Below are 17,687 nucleotides of genomic sequence, written 5' to 3'. Positions count from 1 at the left end.
ACACTTTGATGCGGCTTGATCAGATGGCAAAACCTGACGGTAATATGCGCGAAAAAGTTGACCTTATGTCAAGTTTTGTTCAAAACTCGATAAAACAAGCCGATGAACTTTTTATAAAACAGTGAGTCAGATAGAATATCGAGAGAAAAGACAATAATAACCGGCCTGAACAATCTCTCTGGCTGGAAAAAGAATCGGAACACATATTTATGAAGTATGTTGGGAAAGTAGCCAGCATGGCATTATTGGCTGCTTTGCTCGCTGGTTGTGCAAGCACGCCAGATAATGACAACGGATTATCAACGGAAGTGAATGTTGAAAGCGTACTTCAGTCTGCTGATAAAATTCACCGCCATTGGCGCAATACCCTTGTCGACGCAGAGGGGCTAATGCTTTATGCCCCGGAAAGATATACCACTATGATGGAAAGTTGGCAGCGCGCCGACAATCTCTTCAAAGATATTCAATCTTCGCCAGACCTAGCCAATCAAAGTTATTCACTTTTCTCTTCCGTGACGTATCTGGATCGTTTCTACAATGACATAGAGGCAGTAAAGAGCAATTATACCGAATTGGTGGATCTCAAAAAAATTGCCGACAGGGTCTTGGAGCCGGCAATGACTCAATTGGCCTACCTGAATTCGATTGATGCCAATGCCCACTATCGCAGTGAGTTTGTTCGGCTCAACCGTTTTTATAGCAATTTATTTTCCTTTGTGGCTCGGGGCAACCTCAATCGGGCTCGCGAAGAGCAGACTGAATTCCTATCACGTGCCCACAGTTTGGAAGTGAGGGTGATAAAGCGTATCTATATTGCCCCACAAGAGGAAGCACTGCGCCAGCTGCGCCGAGAAGATGTCCGCTATTATGCTCCGCTCAGTTATTCAACGGTGGAAGATGAAATTAAAGCAGGTAAGGACTTAATCGATAATCAACCACGAGCCTTTGATGCTATCAACCAGGTCGTTTCTAGCATCGAGTTTGAACTGGCCCATGCTGCGCATATTGCCGAGGAGGTGAAATACCTTCGTGATCGTAACCGTGATGAATATGAGAATTATATTCTTGCCATTGAAGGGAAGATGCTTGGTATTTCTAAGGCGCTCAATGATTCCGACTTGCGTGACCAACCGCTGGCAGAGCAAGCCAAGCGATTAAGTTCGGATGCTGCTGATACACGCCAGCAATATGAGTTGGTCAAGCGCAAGGCGAAACCCAATCAGCAACAGCTTCAGCTTGAGACCCTAAAGGGGTTGATCGAAAAGCAGAATCAACAAATAGCCAAGCTGCAAGCACAGTTATCGGCCATTCCACCAGTACCAGCGGTTCCGTTGCAAGATCAGCAAGCCACAGGGTTGCTCAATACTGGCGAGTTGGAAGCACGGCCTGCGCACATGAATGCGGTTAAGCAAGCGGGTGAGGCTGAAAGTAATAGCAGTGCTGTTGCAGTCGCGGCGAATGAAGAGGATGAGGGTAAGGAAATATGATCACTCCTTCCTCTTGAGTTGAAAGTCAATACGCCTGAAAAAGCAGCATTTATGCTGCTTTTTTTTGCCCGAAGCCTAGACTCATGGCGAGATAGGACAGTAGGCACACAAAATGCCGTGTTATGACACTTTATGACAGGGTTGGATGCTGGTGGTTGTTTTAAGTGTATGATTTATTTTATTTTTATTGGGTTTTGAGTGTTGTTTATACTCTATAGGATTACATTTATTAACACTTATTCATGATTGGTGATTAAAAATTGCTTTACAGAAAAGTGGAAAATTAAAACTTTTTTTGAGTTTGGTTAAGTTTTGCACGGCTTATGGCTTGATTTGCCTGTCTTCGTCCTTTAGAATTCGCCGCGCATTGATTGATGCACCCATATTTTAATTTTTATCATTTTTGTTGAACCACTCCTATTTGAGGAAAACATGTCTACGAAATTAGCTAACCCAGCACCACTAGGTCTTATGGGCTTTGGTATGACTACCATCCTTCTGAACATCCACAATGCGGGCTTTTTCCCAATTGATTCGATGATCCTAGCTATGGGTATTTTTTACGGTGGCTTGAGCCAAGTTATCGTAGGCATGATGTGCTTCAAGCGTGGTGATACGTTTGGTACCACAGCATTCACTTCTTACGGTCTGTTCTGGCTGACACTGGTTGGTCTGATTGTTATGCCGTACATGGGTCTGCCTGCTAGCCCTGCTAGCTTCATGGGTTGGTACCTACTTCTATGGGGCATCTTCACAGGCTTTATGTTCATCGGTTCACTGTGCTACCCACGTGCTAAGCAATTTGTATTCGGTTCTCTAACCGTCCTGTTCTTCCTGCTAGCAGCACGTGATTTCACTGGCAGCGCGCTAATCGGTACTATCGCAGGCTTCGAAGGCATCATCTGTGGTGCAAGTGCGATTTACTTCGCAATGGCGCAGGTACTGAACAACGAATACGGCCGTACTATCCTGCCTGTTGGCGAGCTGAAAAAAGACAAGGCACTTAAAGCTGCTGCGTAATATTTAGCTAATCGCTGATTGTTATACCCAAGTTACCTCAAGGTGCAGGATTCAGAGGGTTGTCAGCGCATTCAACGAAGGAGTGAATGCGCTGACACCCTCCCGAAGGGCGAGTTTTCTAAGCTTCTATACATCGTTATTGTTTCTTGATTTAGAGTCACTAGATCTTCAAAACAATGCCTTGTCTATAAGCTTATAAATTCTCGCTGAATCTACATCTTGAAGTAGCTTGGGTATATAACCCGCCTTTACGGCGGGTTTTTTATTTCTTGTCGCTGGGTCAGAATTTTGTTCAGTTTGGTATAAGCTTATTGCATCGCGTGTAGCTCATGAAAGGATGAGAATATGGCACAACGTTATGCAGCCTTGATGGGAGCCCTCGTCGCAGATGCTGCCAGCATGGGTACTCATTGGATCTATTCACCGGAACGTATCCGCACCCTCCAGTCCCTACCGCACTTTCCTTTTATTGAACCCGATGCCCACCACTATGAAGGGGTCGAAGGCTACTATGCCCATGATAAGCTCACAGCTGGCGAGCTGACGATTTACGGTGAGTGGCTGGCATTGTATATTCGCCTGCTCAGTGAGCCTGACGTTGACACCCATCGCTTGCAGCAGGAAATTATCGATTACTTCGGCCCTGGCGGGGAGTTCATTGGCTATGTCGATAGCCCGACCAAAGCTTTGTTACTGTCGCTGTTTTCCCTTCCGCCTGAGGACTGGCCGGAAGACTCCGGGAGCGATGATGATCAGAACCCAGCATTATGTGCTGTTCCCGCCTTGGTTGCCTTGAAGATGCCATCTGAGAAGCTGGAAAACGAAATAGACCGGATTGTCGGTATTACTCATCAAAACGAACAGGCTCTGGTCTGCGCCAAGGCATTTGCCAGCGCCCTTAATGAAGCACTACGCTCAAGGCGGATGGAGCCTGTACTCAATGTCCTGAAAGTAAAATGCCCCGAAGTGGTACAGGAAAAGATCGAGCAGGTACGGGTGCTCAGCGGCGATGTGAACGATCTTTCGCATGTTTTTTCCATTGCCAACAGTGCTTGTCACCTTGCCGACAGCCTGCCGGTGGCCGCTTGGGTATTGCAAAACAGTTCGAGTTATACCGAGGCGGTACTCAAAAATATTGCCGTAGGCGGTGATAGCTGTGGCCGCGGGATATTGGTTGGGGCGATTGCTGGGGCATGCTATGGCTTTGGTGACAGCCAAGGGATCCCAATATCATGGGTTACTACGCTGCAATGTAGCGAAGCGCTGGCTGAAGATATTGAACAGCTCTTGCATAGCGCGGGTGGGGCATTTTAACCACCGAGGCTCAGTCGTACGCTGATGGGTTGCACTATTACGGGTATAAAAAAGCTACCCATCGGGTAGCTTTTCAATTTTTATTGCGGGTTGGATTAGCAAATAACTTTGATTGCTAGACCACCCTGAGAGGTTTCACGGTATTTTGCGTTCATGTCTTTACCTGTTTCAAGCATCGTTTCGATAACTTTATCCAGTGATACGCGAGGCTCAGAAGAGCGGCGCAGTGCCATACGTGAAGCGTTGATTGCTTTAACCGCTGCGATACCGTTACGCTCGATACATGGAACCTGTACCTGACCAGCAACTGGGTCACAAGTTAGGCCAAGGTTGTGTTCCATTGCGATTTCAGCCGCCATACAAACTTGTTCTGGGCTACCACCCATCAGCTCTGCAAGGCCTGCAGCCGCCATAGAACAAGCCACACCCACTTCCCCCTGACAGCCTACTTCAGCACCAGAGATAGAAGCATTACGCTTGTATAGACCACCAATAGCGCCAGATGCAGCAAAGTAGCGCGTGTACTCTTTCGAGCCTACTGTCTGGATGAATTTATCATAGTAAGCCAAAACGGCAGGAATGATACCGCAGGCACCGTTTGTTGGTGCTGTTACTACGCGACCACCAGCTGCGTTTTCCTCGTTAACCGCGAACGCATACATGTTCACCCAGTCAACAACCGTCATTGGGTCGTTGCTTAGCTTTTCAGTTGTCATTAGTTGCTGACGAAGGGCGGCCGCACGACGTGGTACACGCAGAGGACCAGGCAGGATCCCTTCTTCGTTCATACCGCGATCCATACACTCACGCATGGTACGCCAGATGTTGGCAAAGTACGTGTTGATTTCGTCTTCGGCGTTCATCGCTCGCTCGTTGGACATTACCATTGAGCTGACGGACAGACCGTTTTCCTTACACTGGTTTACCAGCTCGTCGGCTGTGGTATACATGTATGGAACTTTAACTGATGATTCTGATGCTTTGCCGAAGTTCTCTTCGTCAACAATGAAACCACCACCAATAGAGTAGTAAGTTTTGGTGTAAGCTAATTCTTCGCCGATGAAGGCGTTGATGGTCATGCCATTCTCGTGAAGAGGAAGGTTGGTCGTATGGAAGTTCATACCGCCTTCACGCGGGAAGTCTACTGTGTGGCAGTGCATGCCAACGGGTAGTCGCTCTGTCTCTTCAACACGGGTGATAAAACCAGGGATGCTGTCGATGTCAACATGCTCAGGGCTGTTACCAGCCAGGCCCATAATAATTGCGATATCAGTGTGGTGACCTTTACCGGTTAGAGAAAGCGAACCGTAAACATCCACGGTAATTTTAGTCACGTCACGAAGCTTGCCCATGGCACGCAGGTCATCGATAAATTCTTTACCTGCTTTCATTGGGCCGACAGTGTGTGAACTGGAAGGACCCACACCGATTTTATAGATATCAAAAACACTGATCATTGCTAATACCTCAGTCACGGTAGCTATCTAGTTACCGCCAGACTGTTATAGTTTTTATCATTCCCGCCCCTTCCTTGGCGGGATAATTAAAACAAAAGAGCAGGGGCAAATGCGTCCTGCTCTTTAGTGTCTCTATTGTACGGAATTTGAGTCAGAAGACTATGCGTTGTAGCACATTTTCTTACTAATTCAATTCGTGCGGGTTAATTATCATTAAGTTGATGATAACGAGCCTTATAGTGCACCGTAGATTACAGAAGTAATCGCCGCAATACCACATAGCGCTGTGAAAATCTGTGCTGGAGCAGAAGTCTTGTACTTAGCCATTGCTGGTACTTTCTGCATTGCGAAGATTGGCATTAGGAACAGGATGGCTGCAATCATTGGTGCACCCATTGTTTCAATCATGCCCAGGATGCTTGGGTTAACGACTGCGACAATCCAAGTTGTTACGACGATGAAGCCTAGAGAGATTTTCTCGATCTTGCTCTTTGACATGTCAGAGCGAGACTTCACTAGACCAACTAGACCTTCGTGAGCACCCAGGAAGTGACCAAAGTAGCTAGATGTGATTGCAGCGAAAGCAACCATTGGACCCATCAGGGAAATCATTGGTGACTCGTGGATGTTTGCTAGGTATGACAGTACTGAGATGTTTTGTGCTTGTGCGTCAGCTAGCTGCTCTGGAGATAGAGATAGTACAACAGAGAATACGAAGAACATCACGAAGCCCATCAGCATCATTGCTGCGCCACCAGTGATCATGTCGGTTTTCTGAACGGCATTTTCACCGTACACACGACGCTGCTCTTTAGAGAACTGAGAGATGATCGGGCTGTGGTTGAACGAGAATACGATGATTGGGATAGCTAGCCAGATGATTGAAGGCATTGCGCTCCAGTCAGGGCTAACAGAAACCATAGACGCGTTCCAATCAGGGATTAGGTATACAGATAGTGCTAGTAGAACCAATACTAGTGGGTAAACCATCGCTGAAGTTGCTTTCAGCATCAGTTCTTTACCGAATAAAACACCTGCAGTCATGGCCATGATCAAGCCACCAGACAGAATCCAACGAGGAAGAGATTCCATACCTAGCTGGTTAACCATGAAAGAATCAACAGTATTGGTAATACCTACACCGTAGATAAGAACGATTGGGTAGATGGCGAAGAAGTAAGCAAAAGTGATGATGTTTGCGCCAGCTTTACCGAAGTGCTCTTCAACAGTATCTGTAATATCTGCTTCAGGGTTTTTCGCAGAAAGAACGAAACGAGCCAAGCTCTTGTGAGCAAACCAAGTCATTGGAAGAGCAAGTAGGGCAAGAATAACAAGCGGCCAGAAACCACCAGCACCCGCTTTGATTGGCAGGAACAATACGCCAGCACCAACAGCAGTACCGAATAGAGAAAGTGCCCATGTTATGTCTTTATACGTCCATCCTGCTTTTGCAGCAGTAGTTGCTGCGGTGCTTGTAGATGTTTGCATGATTATATATCCAAAGTTAATTACGGAACGGAAATTAGGAACGGGGCGCATTTTCGTGATTTATTGCAGGAAAACCTTGATCAAGATCTCGTTCTGTAGCTGGATGAAATTGCAATACAATTCAGTGTGACCTTGATCACACTTGCTGGTGGGGTAAAATTAGGGGAATTAACGTGTCAGATTAGATTTTCTCATACCAGAGCTGATCTGACAGTAGTTTGAGCATCTGGGCTGTAGCTCCCCAGATTGAATATTTGCTGAATGGAATTGAATAAATATTGTGATTTTTCCCTCTCAAGGTAACTTTTTGTATCCGTATATTCATCGGGTTTAATACATGTTCGATAGGGGCTTCGAACAGCTCATCAACCTCGTTAGGATCCAGATGTGGCCTGTAATCCGGTGCGATCACCGATAAATAGGGTGTGACAATATAACCGCTGATTGTTGGTAAGCTTGGCAGTTGTCCAATAATGCTATCACGGTTGCATAAAATCCCGGTCTCTTCTTGCGTTTCACGTAAAGCGGTATCAATTAAATCAATATCTTGTGGCTCATACCTTCCGCCGGGAAATGAAACTTGTCCCGGATGGTGTTTCAGGTGTTCAGCCCGACGGGTGAAAATCATGCTGAAAGAGCCGTGGCGGGGGACAAGCGGGATCAAGACCGCAGCCGGTTTTAATGGACGGTTTTCCTGATTGTACTGGCGAACACGAAGCGTGTGGCTTTGGTCGTAGTTGGCTTGCGGAGCCAATAAGAAGCGGGTGATGATCTGTTGTTGGATATTCATAAACCTTCCGTGGTGTCGCTATTACGGCATACTAATAACTATAGATGTTGAAACAGCCACTTAGTGAATTTCTTTTTTGACCAAGACAAACATGATGTTCGTCTTGGTCTTGTGCTGTTTTGGTGCCGTAAAGCGAGATTAGTTCTGAAGAACGGGCAGGATGCGGCTCAGTTTATCGAGTGTTTCCTGGTACTCACTGTCCGCTTGGCTATCCGCTACAATGCCACCGCCGGCCCAGACGTGTAGTGACTGGTTGCTAGCAACCAAGGTGCGAATGGTGATGCTGGTGTCCATCTGTCCACAGCGACTGATATAGCCAATGCTTCCGCAATAGGCACTGCGTCGATTTGGCTCTAGTTCTTCGATAATTTCCATTGCCCTGACTTTCGGCGCCCCGGTAATCGACCCCCCAGGGAAGCAGGCACGCAGCAGGTCGGTTGCTGTGTATTGCTGATCAAGCTCACCTGTTACGGTGCTCACCAAATGGTGTACAGCAGGAAAGCTTTCGATATCGAACAGTGACGGGACTTTCACCGTGCCCGGCTTGGCGACCCGTCCGATATCGTTTCTCAGTAAATCAACGATCATCAAGTTTTCGGAGCGATCTTTGTCCGCAGAGCGTAGATCATCGGCCAACCACCTGTCATGACAAGGATCGGCATCTCGTGGGCGGGTACCTTTAATAGGCTTGGTTACGATATGGCCTTCGCGATGCTGAAGAAACCTTTCCGGTGATACAGAAAGGATGGCACTGTCGCTGGTGCGGAGAAAACCTGAAAAAGGTGCACCGTTTCGTTCTTCCAGTAAGCGGTACGCCTGCCATTCATCACCCTGGTAACGGGCTGAAAAACGCTGGGTTAAGTTGATCTGGTAGCAGTCGCCGGATAGCAAATACTGCTGGATACGGTCGAATTTGGTGCAATATTCGTCTTTATCCATATTGGCTTGCCACGGCGATGTTAATGCAAAAGCAGCAGGGTGTTGCAAATTGGTAGCGGCAGTTGTTTGCTCTGCACAGTGGCGATGGTGTTGCAGCCATTGCATGCGGTCACTGCCTTCCTGAGAGACTAAATAGAGCTGTTCGGTGAGGTGATCGGCAATGAGTGCCCAGTCGTAAATGCCTACTGCCATATCAGCGGTGGCAATATCATGCTGGGCAGTGGTCGCTATTTTTTCGACCCGTCGCCCCAAATCATAACTGAACAACCCAACGGCCCCCCCGATAAAAGGTACATCTTTCAAAGGGGTTGTCGATGGAAGCAGTTGTGCTTGTAGTGCTTGGAGCAAAGCAAACGGGTCATCGCTGCTGGACTTTTCATCACCATTTGAAAAATTAATACGGGTTGTTTCACCATATGTCTCTAAAGTGGCTAAAGGATCAGCAACTAATATGTCGAATCGATTATCTGGATGATCCGAAGCTGCAGAGCGTAATATCATAGCCCACGGCTGGCCCGCTAACGATTCAAACCACGCTAGCGAGGCGTTTTTGTGGTAGTCGAGTTGTTCGATACTCAGTTCTGGATGTGATTTACAAATCATTTTCTTTTTTGTGACAGGTGTACGTCTGGCGCATGGCGCGAAATTATTCGCAAGAGTATCATAAACGCAGAATTTAATCCGACGCCCAAGGACGTCCTGAAAGCATTATTTTTAGCTGGTAGCACTTAAATAAGCTGGATGGAGAAATGCCATGAGGATCATGGCCGTGTGGTTGCATTACTTACTTCTAATGTGAATCACCCCCTACACTGGAAGCAAAAAATCGGGCGCCAGGGAATGATAAAAAATCAACGAGGGCAGATATGACCGTCATCCGTAAACAAGATGTGATTAGTAGTGTAGCCGATGCGCTGCAGTACATCTCTTACTACCATCCGCTCGACTTTGTTCAAGCTTTGGAAAAGGCCTATAACAAAGAGCAGAGCCAAGCTGCGAAAGATGCGATTGCTCAGATCCTTATCAACTCGCGTATGTCAGCTGAAGGCCGCCGTCCAATCTGTCAAGATACCGGGATTGTGACCTGCTTCGTCAAAATTGGCATGAATGTACAATGGGATAGCGATCTGACTGTACAGGAAATGATTGATGAAGGTGTACGCCAAGCGTATACCAACCCGGACAATCCGCTACGAGCCTCTGTCGTAGCCGATCCAGCCGGTAGCCGTAAAAACACCAAGGATAATGCGCCAGCCGTTGTCCATATTGATATGGTACCAGGTGATAAAGTTGAAATTCAGGTTGCGGCTAAAGGCGGCGGCTCTGAGAACAAAACCAAGATGGTGATGCTAAACCCATCGGATGATGTCGCGGCATGGGTTGAAAAAACCGTTCCTCTAATGGGGGCTGGCTGGTGTCCGCCGGGTATGCTGGGTATCGGTATTGGTGGTACCGCCGAGAAAGCAGCAGTAATGGCAAAAGAATCTCTGATGGAATCTATTGATATCCATGAACTGCAAGAGCGAGGTGCACAGAATGCAGAAGAAGAACTGCGTCTGGATATCTACAACCGAGTAAACAAGCTGGGTATTGGTGCACAGGGCCTTGGCGGTCTAACAACTGTGTTGGATGTCAAAATCAAAACCGCACCAACGCACGCGGCTTCCAAGCCTGTTTGTATGATCCCGAACTGTGCGGCGACACGCCATGTGCACTTCACCCTGGACGGTACAGGCCCGGCAGATCTCTCTCCGCCTAAGCTTGAAGATTGGCCGGAAGTGACATGGGAAGTTGGAGACAACGTACGCCGTGTCAACCTTGATGAAATTACCAAAGCAGACGTGCAGGATTGGCGTTCTGGCGAGACCGTACTGCTATCAGGAAAAATCCTGACAGGCCGTGATGCGGCACACAAGCGCATCCAGGATATGCTAGCCAAGGGCGAAGATTTTCCGGTTGATTTCAACAATCGCTTTATCTACTACGTCGGTCCTGTTGATGCTGTCGGTGATGAGGTTGTCGGTCCTGCGGGCCCTACGACATCGACACGTATGGACAAGTTCACCGATATGATGCTTGAGCAAGCCGGCCTCACCGGCATGATCGGTAAGGCTGAGCGTGGTCCTGCAGCGATTGAATCAATCAAGCAGCACAAGGCCGTTTACCTCATGGCGGTTGGTGGTGCTGCTTACCTAGTGGCTAAAGCAATCAAGCAGGCTCGCGTGGTCGCGTTTGAAGACTTGGGTATGGAAGCGATTTACGAATTCGACGTCGTAGATATGCCCGTAACGGTTGCGGTAGATGCTGAAGGGGTGAATGCTCACCAGACCGGGCCGGATACCTGGAAAGTGAAAATTGCAGAGCTTGAGAGCTAATTTCATCGCCTTAGAAAACGAGTGAGATGGTTTTCATCTACTGAAAAAGGAGCCGAGAGGCTCCTTTTTTTATTGTTTGGGCTGACAGCCAAAGGGGATTCGTTATTGAGTAATATAAAAATAGGTGAATTCGCCTCAAAAAATCACAGATTCGTCTATTTTAAGTTTCCTTTACCTGATTATTACTGACATCTCCTGATTTCCTGTTGTGGCCTATCGTTGTCTCATCAACGCTCTGTTAGTTTCGTTGCTATGTTTAATAAGCTGTTTTTAGTTGTTTTCCTGAGGTTTGTTTCATTATTGTAGCGGCATGTGGGCTATAGTATTAACAAGCGTTTTGGTGTTACGAAATCGCGCTCGGCGCAATTGGTATCATAAATAATTACAACAAAAAAGAAGAAATACAGAGGATTTTATGGGACGCATGATGTGGGCCCCGGCCTTGTTAGCATTAATGGTACAAGGATGCGGGGATAAAGAAGTCGTCATTCCTGAACCAGACTCTAGGCCTGTCAAGCTCGAGGCTGTATCAGTAGGCAATACTGAAAGTTTTCGGACATTTCCCGCGGTTGTCGAAGCGGGAGATAAAGCCGTACTGGCTTTCCGGGTGTCAGGACAGTTAGATAAGCTCAACGGTAACCCCGGTGATGTTGTCAAGCGGGGACAAGTCCTTGCTCATCTCAATACCGATGAACTTCGTTTATTGCTAGAGCAGGCCAACGCTGATTATGAACTGGCTGCAGTACAATACAAGCGTGATAAAGAGTTGCTGAAAACCAACGTGGTGTCTGAACTGGATTTCGACCGCTCGGAAGCTGAGCTTAATCAAGCTAAAGCCGATTTGGATAAGGCTCAGGCCAATTTGAACTATGCGAGTTTGCTTGCACCTTACGATGGCACTCTGTCTTTATCATTAGTTGAAAATTATGAATATGTTGCTGCCAAACAACCGGTGATGCATATTCAAAGCGCTGGCTTGATCAATGTGACTTTCCTGTTGCCAGATCAACTTTTGTCACGCTTCCAGCGCCATGCCAATCTTGAAAAAGATCCCACCGTTACTTTCGATACTATTCCTGACCAGACGTTTTCTGCTGAGTTCAAGGAAATTGATACCGAAGCCGATGAGAAAACGTCGAGTTACAAAGTAACGTTATTTATGGAACGTCCTCAGGGGTTTAACTTACTACCCGGTATGGCAGGACATGTACGGGTGATTATTCCACAAAGCTCCAGTGGCTCTATACCGTCACGGGCTATTTTAACCGAAGGGGAAAGTACCTTTGTGTGGCGCGTGGATGAACAAGGGATTGTCAGTAAGGTTCCAGTCACCCTTGATGCTAAACGCCGGGTACTGAATGGGTTGAATGATGGTGACTTGATTGCGACATCTGGTGTGCAGGAGTTGCAAGAAGGACAGAAAGTTCGCAAGTGGGTAAAAGAGCGGGGGCTGTAGGATGAAAAAGTTAACGCTAGTACCTTTGTTGATGGGTGGGATAACACTGCTCGCCGGCTGTGACAAAGCCGCTTTAGAGCCTCGAACCATCGTTGTGCCCGTTTCGGTAGCAGAAGTGTTCATGGCGCAATCGGCACCCCAATTGACTTTTCCGGCAGTCGCCGCAGCGGCAGACAAATCGAGTTTGTCATTCCGGGTCCAAGGGGAGGTCAGTTTTATTGGAGTGCGTCCCGGCGATATGGTCAAGAAGGGACAATTGTTGGCCCGGCTTGACCCAACCGATTATAAGCTGGAAGTCGATGATGCTCAGGCTAAGTTTAATGTGTCAGATAGCCAATACCGCCGCTCGGCCAAGCTGGTCAAGCAAGGCTTCCTTCCGCAGTCGCAGTTTGATGAGCTGAGAGCACAACGGAGGATTGCCAAAGCCCGTTTGGATTACGCCAAACTCAACCTGTCGTTTACTGAGCTTAAAGCGCCTTTCTCCGGGGTGATCTCGCGGGTACCTGTTGAGCAATTTGAGAATGTACAAGTAGGCCAGTTGGTGATGAACCTGCACCTTGCTGACCAGGTCGATATTATTATCCAGGCACCGGACATGATCTATTCACAAAGCACGGCGGTGGAAGTCCAGGAGTCTCAACCTAAGGCGATAATCTTGCTTGAAGATGGATCCGAATTTAAAGCCCAACTCAAAGAGTTCACCACCGAGCCTGATCCTAACTTGGGGTCATTCCTGGTGACGTTGACTATGCCGATGCCCGAAGACCGCTTTATTCTCGATGGCATGGCGGTTCAGGTGAAAGCGGATGCCCAGAAACTAAAAGTCTACCGAAAGGGAGAAGCGGTTATACCGCTTGAAGCCATCGTCAATGAAGACGGTGATGATTTGGCGATGGACAATAAATTTGTCTGGGTCGTCAACGACGATAACACAGTGACCAAACGCAAAGTTGTTACCGACAAGGTGGTGCCTGAAGGTGTTCGCCTGTTGGAGGGGCTAGAAGCCGGCGAGCATATTGTTGTCGAAGGGGCTAATAGATTACGTGAAGGCCAGTCGGTCACCATTGTGGACAAGGAGGCAGGCTGATTATGAAACAAGATATTGCAGCTTATTTTATTCGCAACAAAGTGATCAGCTGGATGCTGACACTGATTTTCCTGATTGGCGGTACCATGGCTTTCTTCGGGCTAGGACGGTTGGAAGACCCCGCATTTACGATTAAAGATGCGATGGTGATCACCGCCTATCCTGGGGCAACACCTCTGCAAGTTGAAGAAGAGGTGACCTATCCGATCGAAAAAGCAATCCAGCAGTTGATCTATGTGGATGAGGTTAACTCGGTTTCCAGCCGTGGACTCTCTCAAATAACCGTCACCATGAAGAACAACTACGGGCCGCAAGATCTTCCGCAGATCTGGGATGAAATGCGACGTAAGGTCAATGACCTCAAACCTTCACTGCCACCGGGCGTACATGAGCCCTCGGTGGTGGATGACTTCGGCGATGTGTTCGGAATGTTGCTGGCCGTGACCGGCGAGGGCTACAGCTATAAAGAGCTGAGCGATTACGTAGACTATCTACGCCGAGAAGTTGAGTTGGTGGATGGTGTCGGTAAGGTCTCGGTGACGGGGACCCAGCAAGAGCAGGTATTCATCGAAATATCGATGCAGCGGTTAAGCAGCTTAGGGATCTCACCGCAGACTATCTACAGCACACTTGAGACCCAGAACCTTGTCACCAGTGCGGGTGCGGTGCGTATCGGCACCGAGTATATCCGCGTCCATCCCACCGGTGAATTCCAGAACGTCGATGAGCTGGGTGATTTGATCATCACTGATAGCGGTGCCGAAGGGTTGATTTACCTTAAAGATGTCGCCGAAATAAAACGGGACTTCCAAGAGGTGCCGAGTAATCTGATCAGTTACAACGGAAGGCAGGCGCTTCATGTTGGAATTTCGGCGGTGGAGGGGGTCAACGTTGTTGATGTCGGTAAGCGGGTTGAGACAAGGCTGCGCGAACTCAAGGAACAGCAACCCGTCGGAATCGATATCGGAGTGGTATACAGCCAGCCTACTGAGGTGGACAAGTCGGTTAGTGGCTTTGTTGTGAGCCTTGGCCAAGCCGTAGCGATCGTAATCATCGTATTGCTGTTCTTTATGGGACTGCGTTCAGGTCTGCTTATTGGTTTGATCTTGCTGCTGACGGTATTGGGTACGTTTGTCTTTATGAGTTGGCTGGCTATCGATTTGCAGCGGATCTCACTGGGTGCGTTGGTTATCGCTCTGGGTATGCTGGTCGATAATGCGATAGTGGTGGTTGAAGGGGTGCTGATAGGCATGCAAAAGGGGCGGACCCGGATGCAGGCCGCTTCAGACATTGTAACCCAAACCAAATGGCCACTACTTGGCGCGACGGTGATTGCGGTGATGGCGTTCGCGCCGATCGGTTTATCCCAGGACTCGACCGGTGAATATTGTCGAACGTTGTTTACCGTCCTCCTGGTTTCTCTGATGCTTAGCTGGTTTACGGCTATTTCATTGACGCCGTTTTTCAGTGACTTGTTCTTCAGGGGGGTGGAGAGCGGTAGCGAAGATCCTGACGCTGATCCTTATGCTGGTAAGCTCTTTGTTTGGTACAAGACGTTTCTTGAATTCTGCATGCGTCGAGCCTGGCTGACGGTGATTGTATTGGTTGCTATGTTGGGAGCAAGCCTGTACGGCTTTACTCTGCTCAAGCAATCTTTCTTCCCTTCATCAACCACGCCGATGTTCATGGTTGATGTTTGGTTACCGGAAGGCACAGATATTCGGGCAACCAATGCAACCCTGGCAGAGTTAGAAGGCTTTGTCGCACAGGATGAGCGGGTTGAGTATGTCAGTACCAGTGCCGGTAAGGGGTCACAACGTTTCATGCTGACCTACTCGCCGGAGAAGAGCTATTCCTCTTATGGCGAACTGGTTATTCGGGTCAAGAATTTCGAGGATGTGTTGCCGGTTATGGGCAAGGTCGGAGAGACGCTGGATACAAAACATCCAGAACTTGAATATAAGCTCAAGCAAATCATGCTTGGCCCATCATCCGGCTCGAAAATAGAGGCGCGTTTGGTTGGTCCCGATCCCACTGTACTGCGTACTCTTGCCAAACAGGTTGTGGATATTCTTAATGCCGATCCTGGCGCATTTAATATCCGCCACGACTGGCGTGAGCGCAACAAGGTTATTGAACCTATCTTCAATGAAAGCCAAGCCCGTCGTTACGGGATCACCAAAAAAGATGTCGACGATCTGTTGCAGATGTCCTTCTCTGGCTTAACTGTCGGGATATATCGAGACGGGACGAACTTGATGCCGATTGTTGCTCGCTTGCCTGATGAAGAGCGAGTGGATGTCAGTACTATTGAAGGGATGAAGATCTGGAGCCCGGCAACGCAAGGTTATATCCCCCTCCAGCAGGTGATCAACGGGACTAATGTCATTTGGGAAGACCCTCTTATCGCACGTAAGGATCGTAAGCGGATGCTCACCGTGATGGCTGATCCGGATCCTCTGGGTGACGAAACGGCTGCGACCGTACAAGCTAGGATCCAATCGAAAATTGAAGGGTTGGATTACCCGCCAGGCTATTCGTTGGAGTGGGGCGGGGAGTATGAGTCATCGGCTGATGCGAAAGCCTCTTTGTTCCAGACCATGCCGATGGGCTATTTGGTGATGTTCTTGATCACGATTTTCTTGTTCAATAAAGTGAAGGAAGCCCTGATTGTCTGGGCGACGGTACCGCTGGCGGTTATTGGGGTAACAACAGGCTTGCTGCTGCTCAATACACCGTTTGGTTTTATGGCCTTGCTCGGATTCCTCAGTTTATCCGGGATGCTGGTGAAAAACGGTATTGTATTGTTGGATCAAATCGAAATCGAGATTGCCAGTGGTAAGGAAAAATACCAAGCGGTAGTGGATGCGGCAGTGAGCCGCGTCAGGCCGGTTTGTATGGCGGCCATTACCACCGTATTGGGCATGGTCCCCTTGTTACCGGATGTGTTTTTTAAGCCGATGGCGGTGACCATCATGTTCGGCTTGGGTTTTGCGACGGTACTTACGTTGATAGTGGTGCCTGTGCTTTATCGTCTGTTCCACCATTTGCCACTGCCGGGCAGTAATCCCGCCGTAGTGGAACCGGTGCACAGCTAAACCAGATTATGGCTTGAAAGCCTAAATGACAAAAGGGGTGCCATATAGGCACCCCTTTCTTATTGGTTCATCGCGGCTTGGCTGGCAAATCGTACTCGAGAGTCAAGCTGACCGGATATTGTCTTGGTGGCGGATTAAGCCGTCACTTTCCACGTCATGTCTTCGCCTGCACGAATTGGCACAACAACATCGTTGCCAAAAGACATGGTCTCAGGTACAACCCAGTTTTCTTTTGTCAGAGTGATGGTATCTGTATTGCGAGGCAAACCGTAGAAGTCCGGTCCGTTGAAGCTAGCAAACGCTTCAAGCTTATCTAGCGCACCTGCCTGCTCGAAGACTTCGGTGTATAGTTCGATGGCGGCATGGGCCGTGTAAGAGCCAGCACAGCCACAAGCCGATTCTTTGCGTCCTTGGGCATGTGGTGCCGAGTCGGTACCTAGGAAGAACTTCGGGCTGCCGCTTGTCGCTGCTGCAACCAGTGCTTGCTGGTGGGTATTGCGTTTCAGGATAGGCAGGCAGTAGAAGTGTGGACGGATCCCGCCGACAAGCATGTGGTTACGGTTGAACATCAGGTGGTGTGCCGTGATGGTTGCCGCCACATTTGGTCCAGCATTGTTAACAAATTCTACTGCATCTTTGGTGGTGATGTGCTCAACCACGATTTTTAGATCAGGCATCTTTTTGACGATTGGGCCAAGTACCGTATCAAGGAATTGCTGCTCACGGTCGAAGATATCGACCTCGTGGGTAGTCACTTCGCCGTGGATCAGTAGCAACATCCCTTCTTCCTGCATTGCTTCCAGTGTCGGGATCAACTTGTCGATCGATGTGACACCGGAATCAGAGTTGGTGGTGGCTCCAGCAGGGTAAAGTTTGGCGGCATAGATATGGCCGGTTGCTTTGGCTTTGCGGATTTCGTCAGGCGTGGTGTTGTCGGTGAGGTAGAGCGTCATGAGAGGAGAGAAATTGCCTTGAGGCTTTTCGGCTAGGATACGGTCGCGGTAAGCAAGAGCGGCTTCAGTATCGGTTACCGGCGGAACCAAGTTTGGCATGATGATGGCTCGGCCCATATAGCGGCTGGTATCGCGAACAGTGTCATTGAGCACGTCGCCATCCCGCAGGTGTAAGTGCCAGTCATCAGGACGTGTAATCGTAATAGTCGTCATTGTTGCTTCC

General features: G+C 48.5%; 12 protein-coding genes. 7 read left to right on the top strand and 5 right to left on the bottom strand.

Features of this window, described 5'->3' with window-relative positions; genetic code table 11:
- Positions 1-209: 209 nt before the first annotated feature.
- From C9I99_RS08755 to C9I99_RS08745, 3 genes are all read left to right on the top strand, one after another.
- Positions 210-1,487, top strand: a complete 1,278-nt coding sequence (locus C9I99_RS08755; protein ID WP_107348461.1) for a hypothetical protein — start codon at positions 210-212, stop codon at positions 1,485-1,487.
- 432 nt (positions 1,488-1,919) lie between these two features.
- Positions 1,920-2,507, top strand: coding sequence for an acetate uptake transporter (locus C9I99_RS08750; protein ID WP_047879424.1), 588 nt, complete (start codon positions 1,920-1,922; stop codon positions 2,505-2,507).
- Between the two features lie 345 nt (positions 2,508-2,852).
- The gene (locus tag C9I99_RS08745) at positions 2,853-3,821 is read left to right on the top strand and encodes an ADP-ribosylglycohydrolase family protein (RefSeq protein WP_107348460.1); all 969 of its coding nucleotides are present in this window, start codon (positions 2,853-2,855) and stop codon (positions 3,819-3,821) included.
- 95 nt (positions 3,822-3,916) lie between these two features.
- Here the strand turns inward: C9I99_RS08745 and C9I99_RS08740 are convergent, their stop codons facing one another.
- The 4 genes from C9I99_RS08740 to pabB all read right to left on the bottom strand — a co-directional run bounded on the left by C9I99_RS08740 (position 3,917) and on the right by pabB (position 9,098).
- Positions 3,917-5,278 (bottom strand): L-serine ammonia-lyase, encoded by a 1,362-nt coding sequence (locus tag C9I99_RS08740; protein ID WP_107348459.1) that lies wholly within the window; start codon positions 5,276-5,278, stop codon positions 3,917-3,919.
- 234 nt (positions 5,279-5,512) lie between these two features.
- Complete coding sequence (locus tag C9I99_RS08735) at positions 5,513-6,766, bottom strand: aromatic amino acid transport family protein (protein WP_107348458.1); 1,254 nt, start codon at positions 6,764-6,766, stop codon at positions 5,513-5,515.
- A gap of 181 nt (positions 6,767-6,947) precedes the next feature.
- The gene (locus C9I99_RS08730) at positions 6,948-7,556 is read right to left on the bottom strand and encodes a CoA pyrophosphatase (protein WP_107348457.1); all 609 of its coding nucleotides are present in this window, start codon (positions 7,554-7,556) and stop codon (positions 6,948-6,950) included.
- A 138-nt stretch (positions 7,557-7,694) separates the two neighbouring features.
- The gene (pabB, locus tag C9I99_RS08725) at positions 7,695-9,098 is read right to left on the bottom strand and encodes an aminodeoxychorismate synthase component I (RefSeq protein WP_107348456.1); all 1,404 of its coding nucleotides are present in this window, start codon (positions 9,096-9,098) and stop codon (positions 7,695-7,697) included.
- Between the two features lie 263 nt (positions 9,099-9,361).
- Between pabB and C9I99_RS08720 the strand changes: the two genes are divergently transcribed.
- The 4 genes from C9I99_RS08720 (at position 9,362) to C9I99_RS08705 (ending at position 16,511) form a co-directional block, all read left to right on the top strand.
- Positions 9,362-10,870 carry a fumarate hydratase gene (locus C9I99_RS08720; RefSeq protein ID WP_107348455.1) on the top strand — a complete coding sequence of 503 codons (1,509 nt, stop codon included), beginning with the start codon at positions 9,362-9,364 and terminating at the stop codon, positions 10,868-10,870.
- Positions 10,871-11,285: 415 nt separating this feature from the next.
- Positions 11,286-12,326, top strand: a complete 1,041-nt coding sequence (locus C9I99_RS08715; RefSeq protein ID WP_107348454.1) for an efflux RND transporter periplasmic adaptor subunit — start codon at positions 11,286-11,288, stop codon at positions 12,324-12,326.
- 1 nt (position 12,327) lies between these two features.
- On the top strand, positions 12,328-13,413 hold the full coding sequence (locus tag C9I99_RS08710; protein WP_107348453.1) for an efflux RND transporter periplasmic adaptor subunit: 1,086 nt from the start codon (positions 12,328-12,330) through the stop codon (positions 13,411-13,413).
- Positions 13,414-13,415: 2 nt separating this feature from the next.
- The gene (locus tag C9I99_RS08705) at positions 13,416-16,511 is read left to right on the top strand and encodes an efflux RND transporter permease subunit (RefSeq protein ID WP_107348452.1); all 3,096 of its coding nucleotides are present in this window, start codon (positions 13,416-13,418) and stop codon (positions 16,509-16,511) included.
- Between the two features lie 134 nt (positions 16,512-16,645).
- Here the strand turns inward: C9I99_RS08705 and pyrC are convergent, their stop codons facing one another.
- Positions 16,646-17,677, bottom strand: coding sequence for a dihydroorotase (gene pyrC / locus C9I99_RS08700; protein ID WP_107348451.1), 1,032 nt, complete (start codon positions 17,675-17,677; stop codon positions 16,646-16,648).
- Positions 17,678-17,687 lie beyond the last annotated feature (10 nt).

The organism is Photobacterium lutimaris (genome assembly GCF_003025555.1).
Classification (GTDB): Bacteria; Pseudomonadota; Gammaproteobacteria; order Enterobacterales; family Vibrionaceae; genus Photobacterium; species Photobacterium lutimaris.
The sequence above is the reverse complement of the archived record's forward strand: the minus strand, read 5'-3'. Positions and strand labels throughout refer to the sequence as shown.

What these genes read in the sequence shown, in the direction of transcription:
- C9I99_RS08745 (WP_107348460.1), top strand. Translation starts at nt 2,853, where the DNA reads ATGGCACAACGTTATGCAGCCTTGATGGGAGCCCTCGTCGCAGATGCT.
- pabB (WP_107348456.1), bottom strand. Translation starts at nt 9,098, where the DNA reads ATGATTTGTAAATCACATCCAGAACTGAGTATCGAACAACTCGACTAC.
- C9I99_RS08705 (WP_107348452.1), top strand. Translation starts at nt 13,416, where the DNA reads ATGAAACAAGATATTGCAGCTTATTTTATTCGCAACAAAGTGATCAGC.
- C9I99_RS08735 (WP_107348458.1), bottom strand. Translation starts at nt 6,766, where the DNA reads ATGCAAACATCTACAAGCACCGCAGCAACTACTGCTGCAAAAGCAGGA.
- C9I99_RS08715 (WP_107348454.1), top strand. Translation starts at nt 11,286, where the DNA reads ATGGGACGCATGATGTGGGCCCCGGCCTTGTTAGCATTAATGGTACAA.
- C9I99_RS08710 (WP_107348453.1), top strand. Translation starts at nt 12,328, where the DNA reads ATGAAAAAGTTAACGCTAGTACCTTTGTTGATGGGTGGGATAACACTG.
- pyrC (WP_107348451.1), bottom strand. Translation starts at nt 17,677, where the DNA reads ATGACGACTATTACGATTACACGTCCTGATGACTGGCACTTACACCTG.
- C9I99_RS08720 (WP_107348455.1), top strand. Translation starts at nt 9,362, where the DNA reads ATGACCGTCATCCGTAAACAAGATGTGATTAGTAGTGTAGCCGATGCG.
- C9I99_RS08740 (WP_107348459.1), bottom strand. Translation starts at nt 5,278, where the DNA reads ATGATCAGTGTTTTTGATATCTATAAAATCGGTGTGGGTCCTTCCAGT.
- C9I99_RS08730 (WP_107348457.1), bottom strand. Translation starts at nt 7,556, where the DNA reads ATGAATATCCAACAACAGATCATCACCCGCTTCTTATTGGCTCCGCAA.
- C9I99_RS08755 (WP_107348461.1), top strand. Translation starts at nt 210, where the DNA reads ATGAAGTATGTTGGGAAAGTAGCCAGCATGGCATTATTGGCTGCTTTG.
- C9I99_RS08750 (WP_047879424.1), top strand. Translation starts at nt 1,920, where the DNA reads ATGTCTACGAAATTAGCTAACCCAGCACCACTAGGTCTTATGGGCTTT.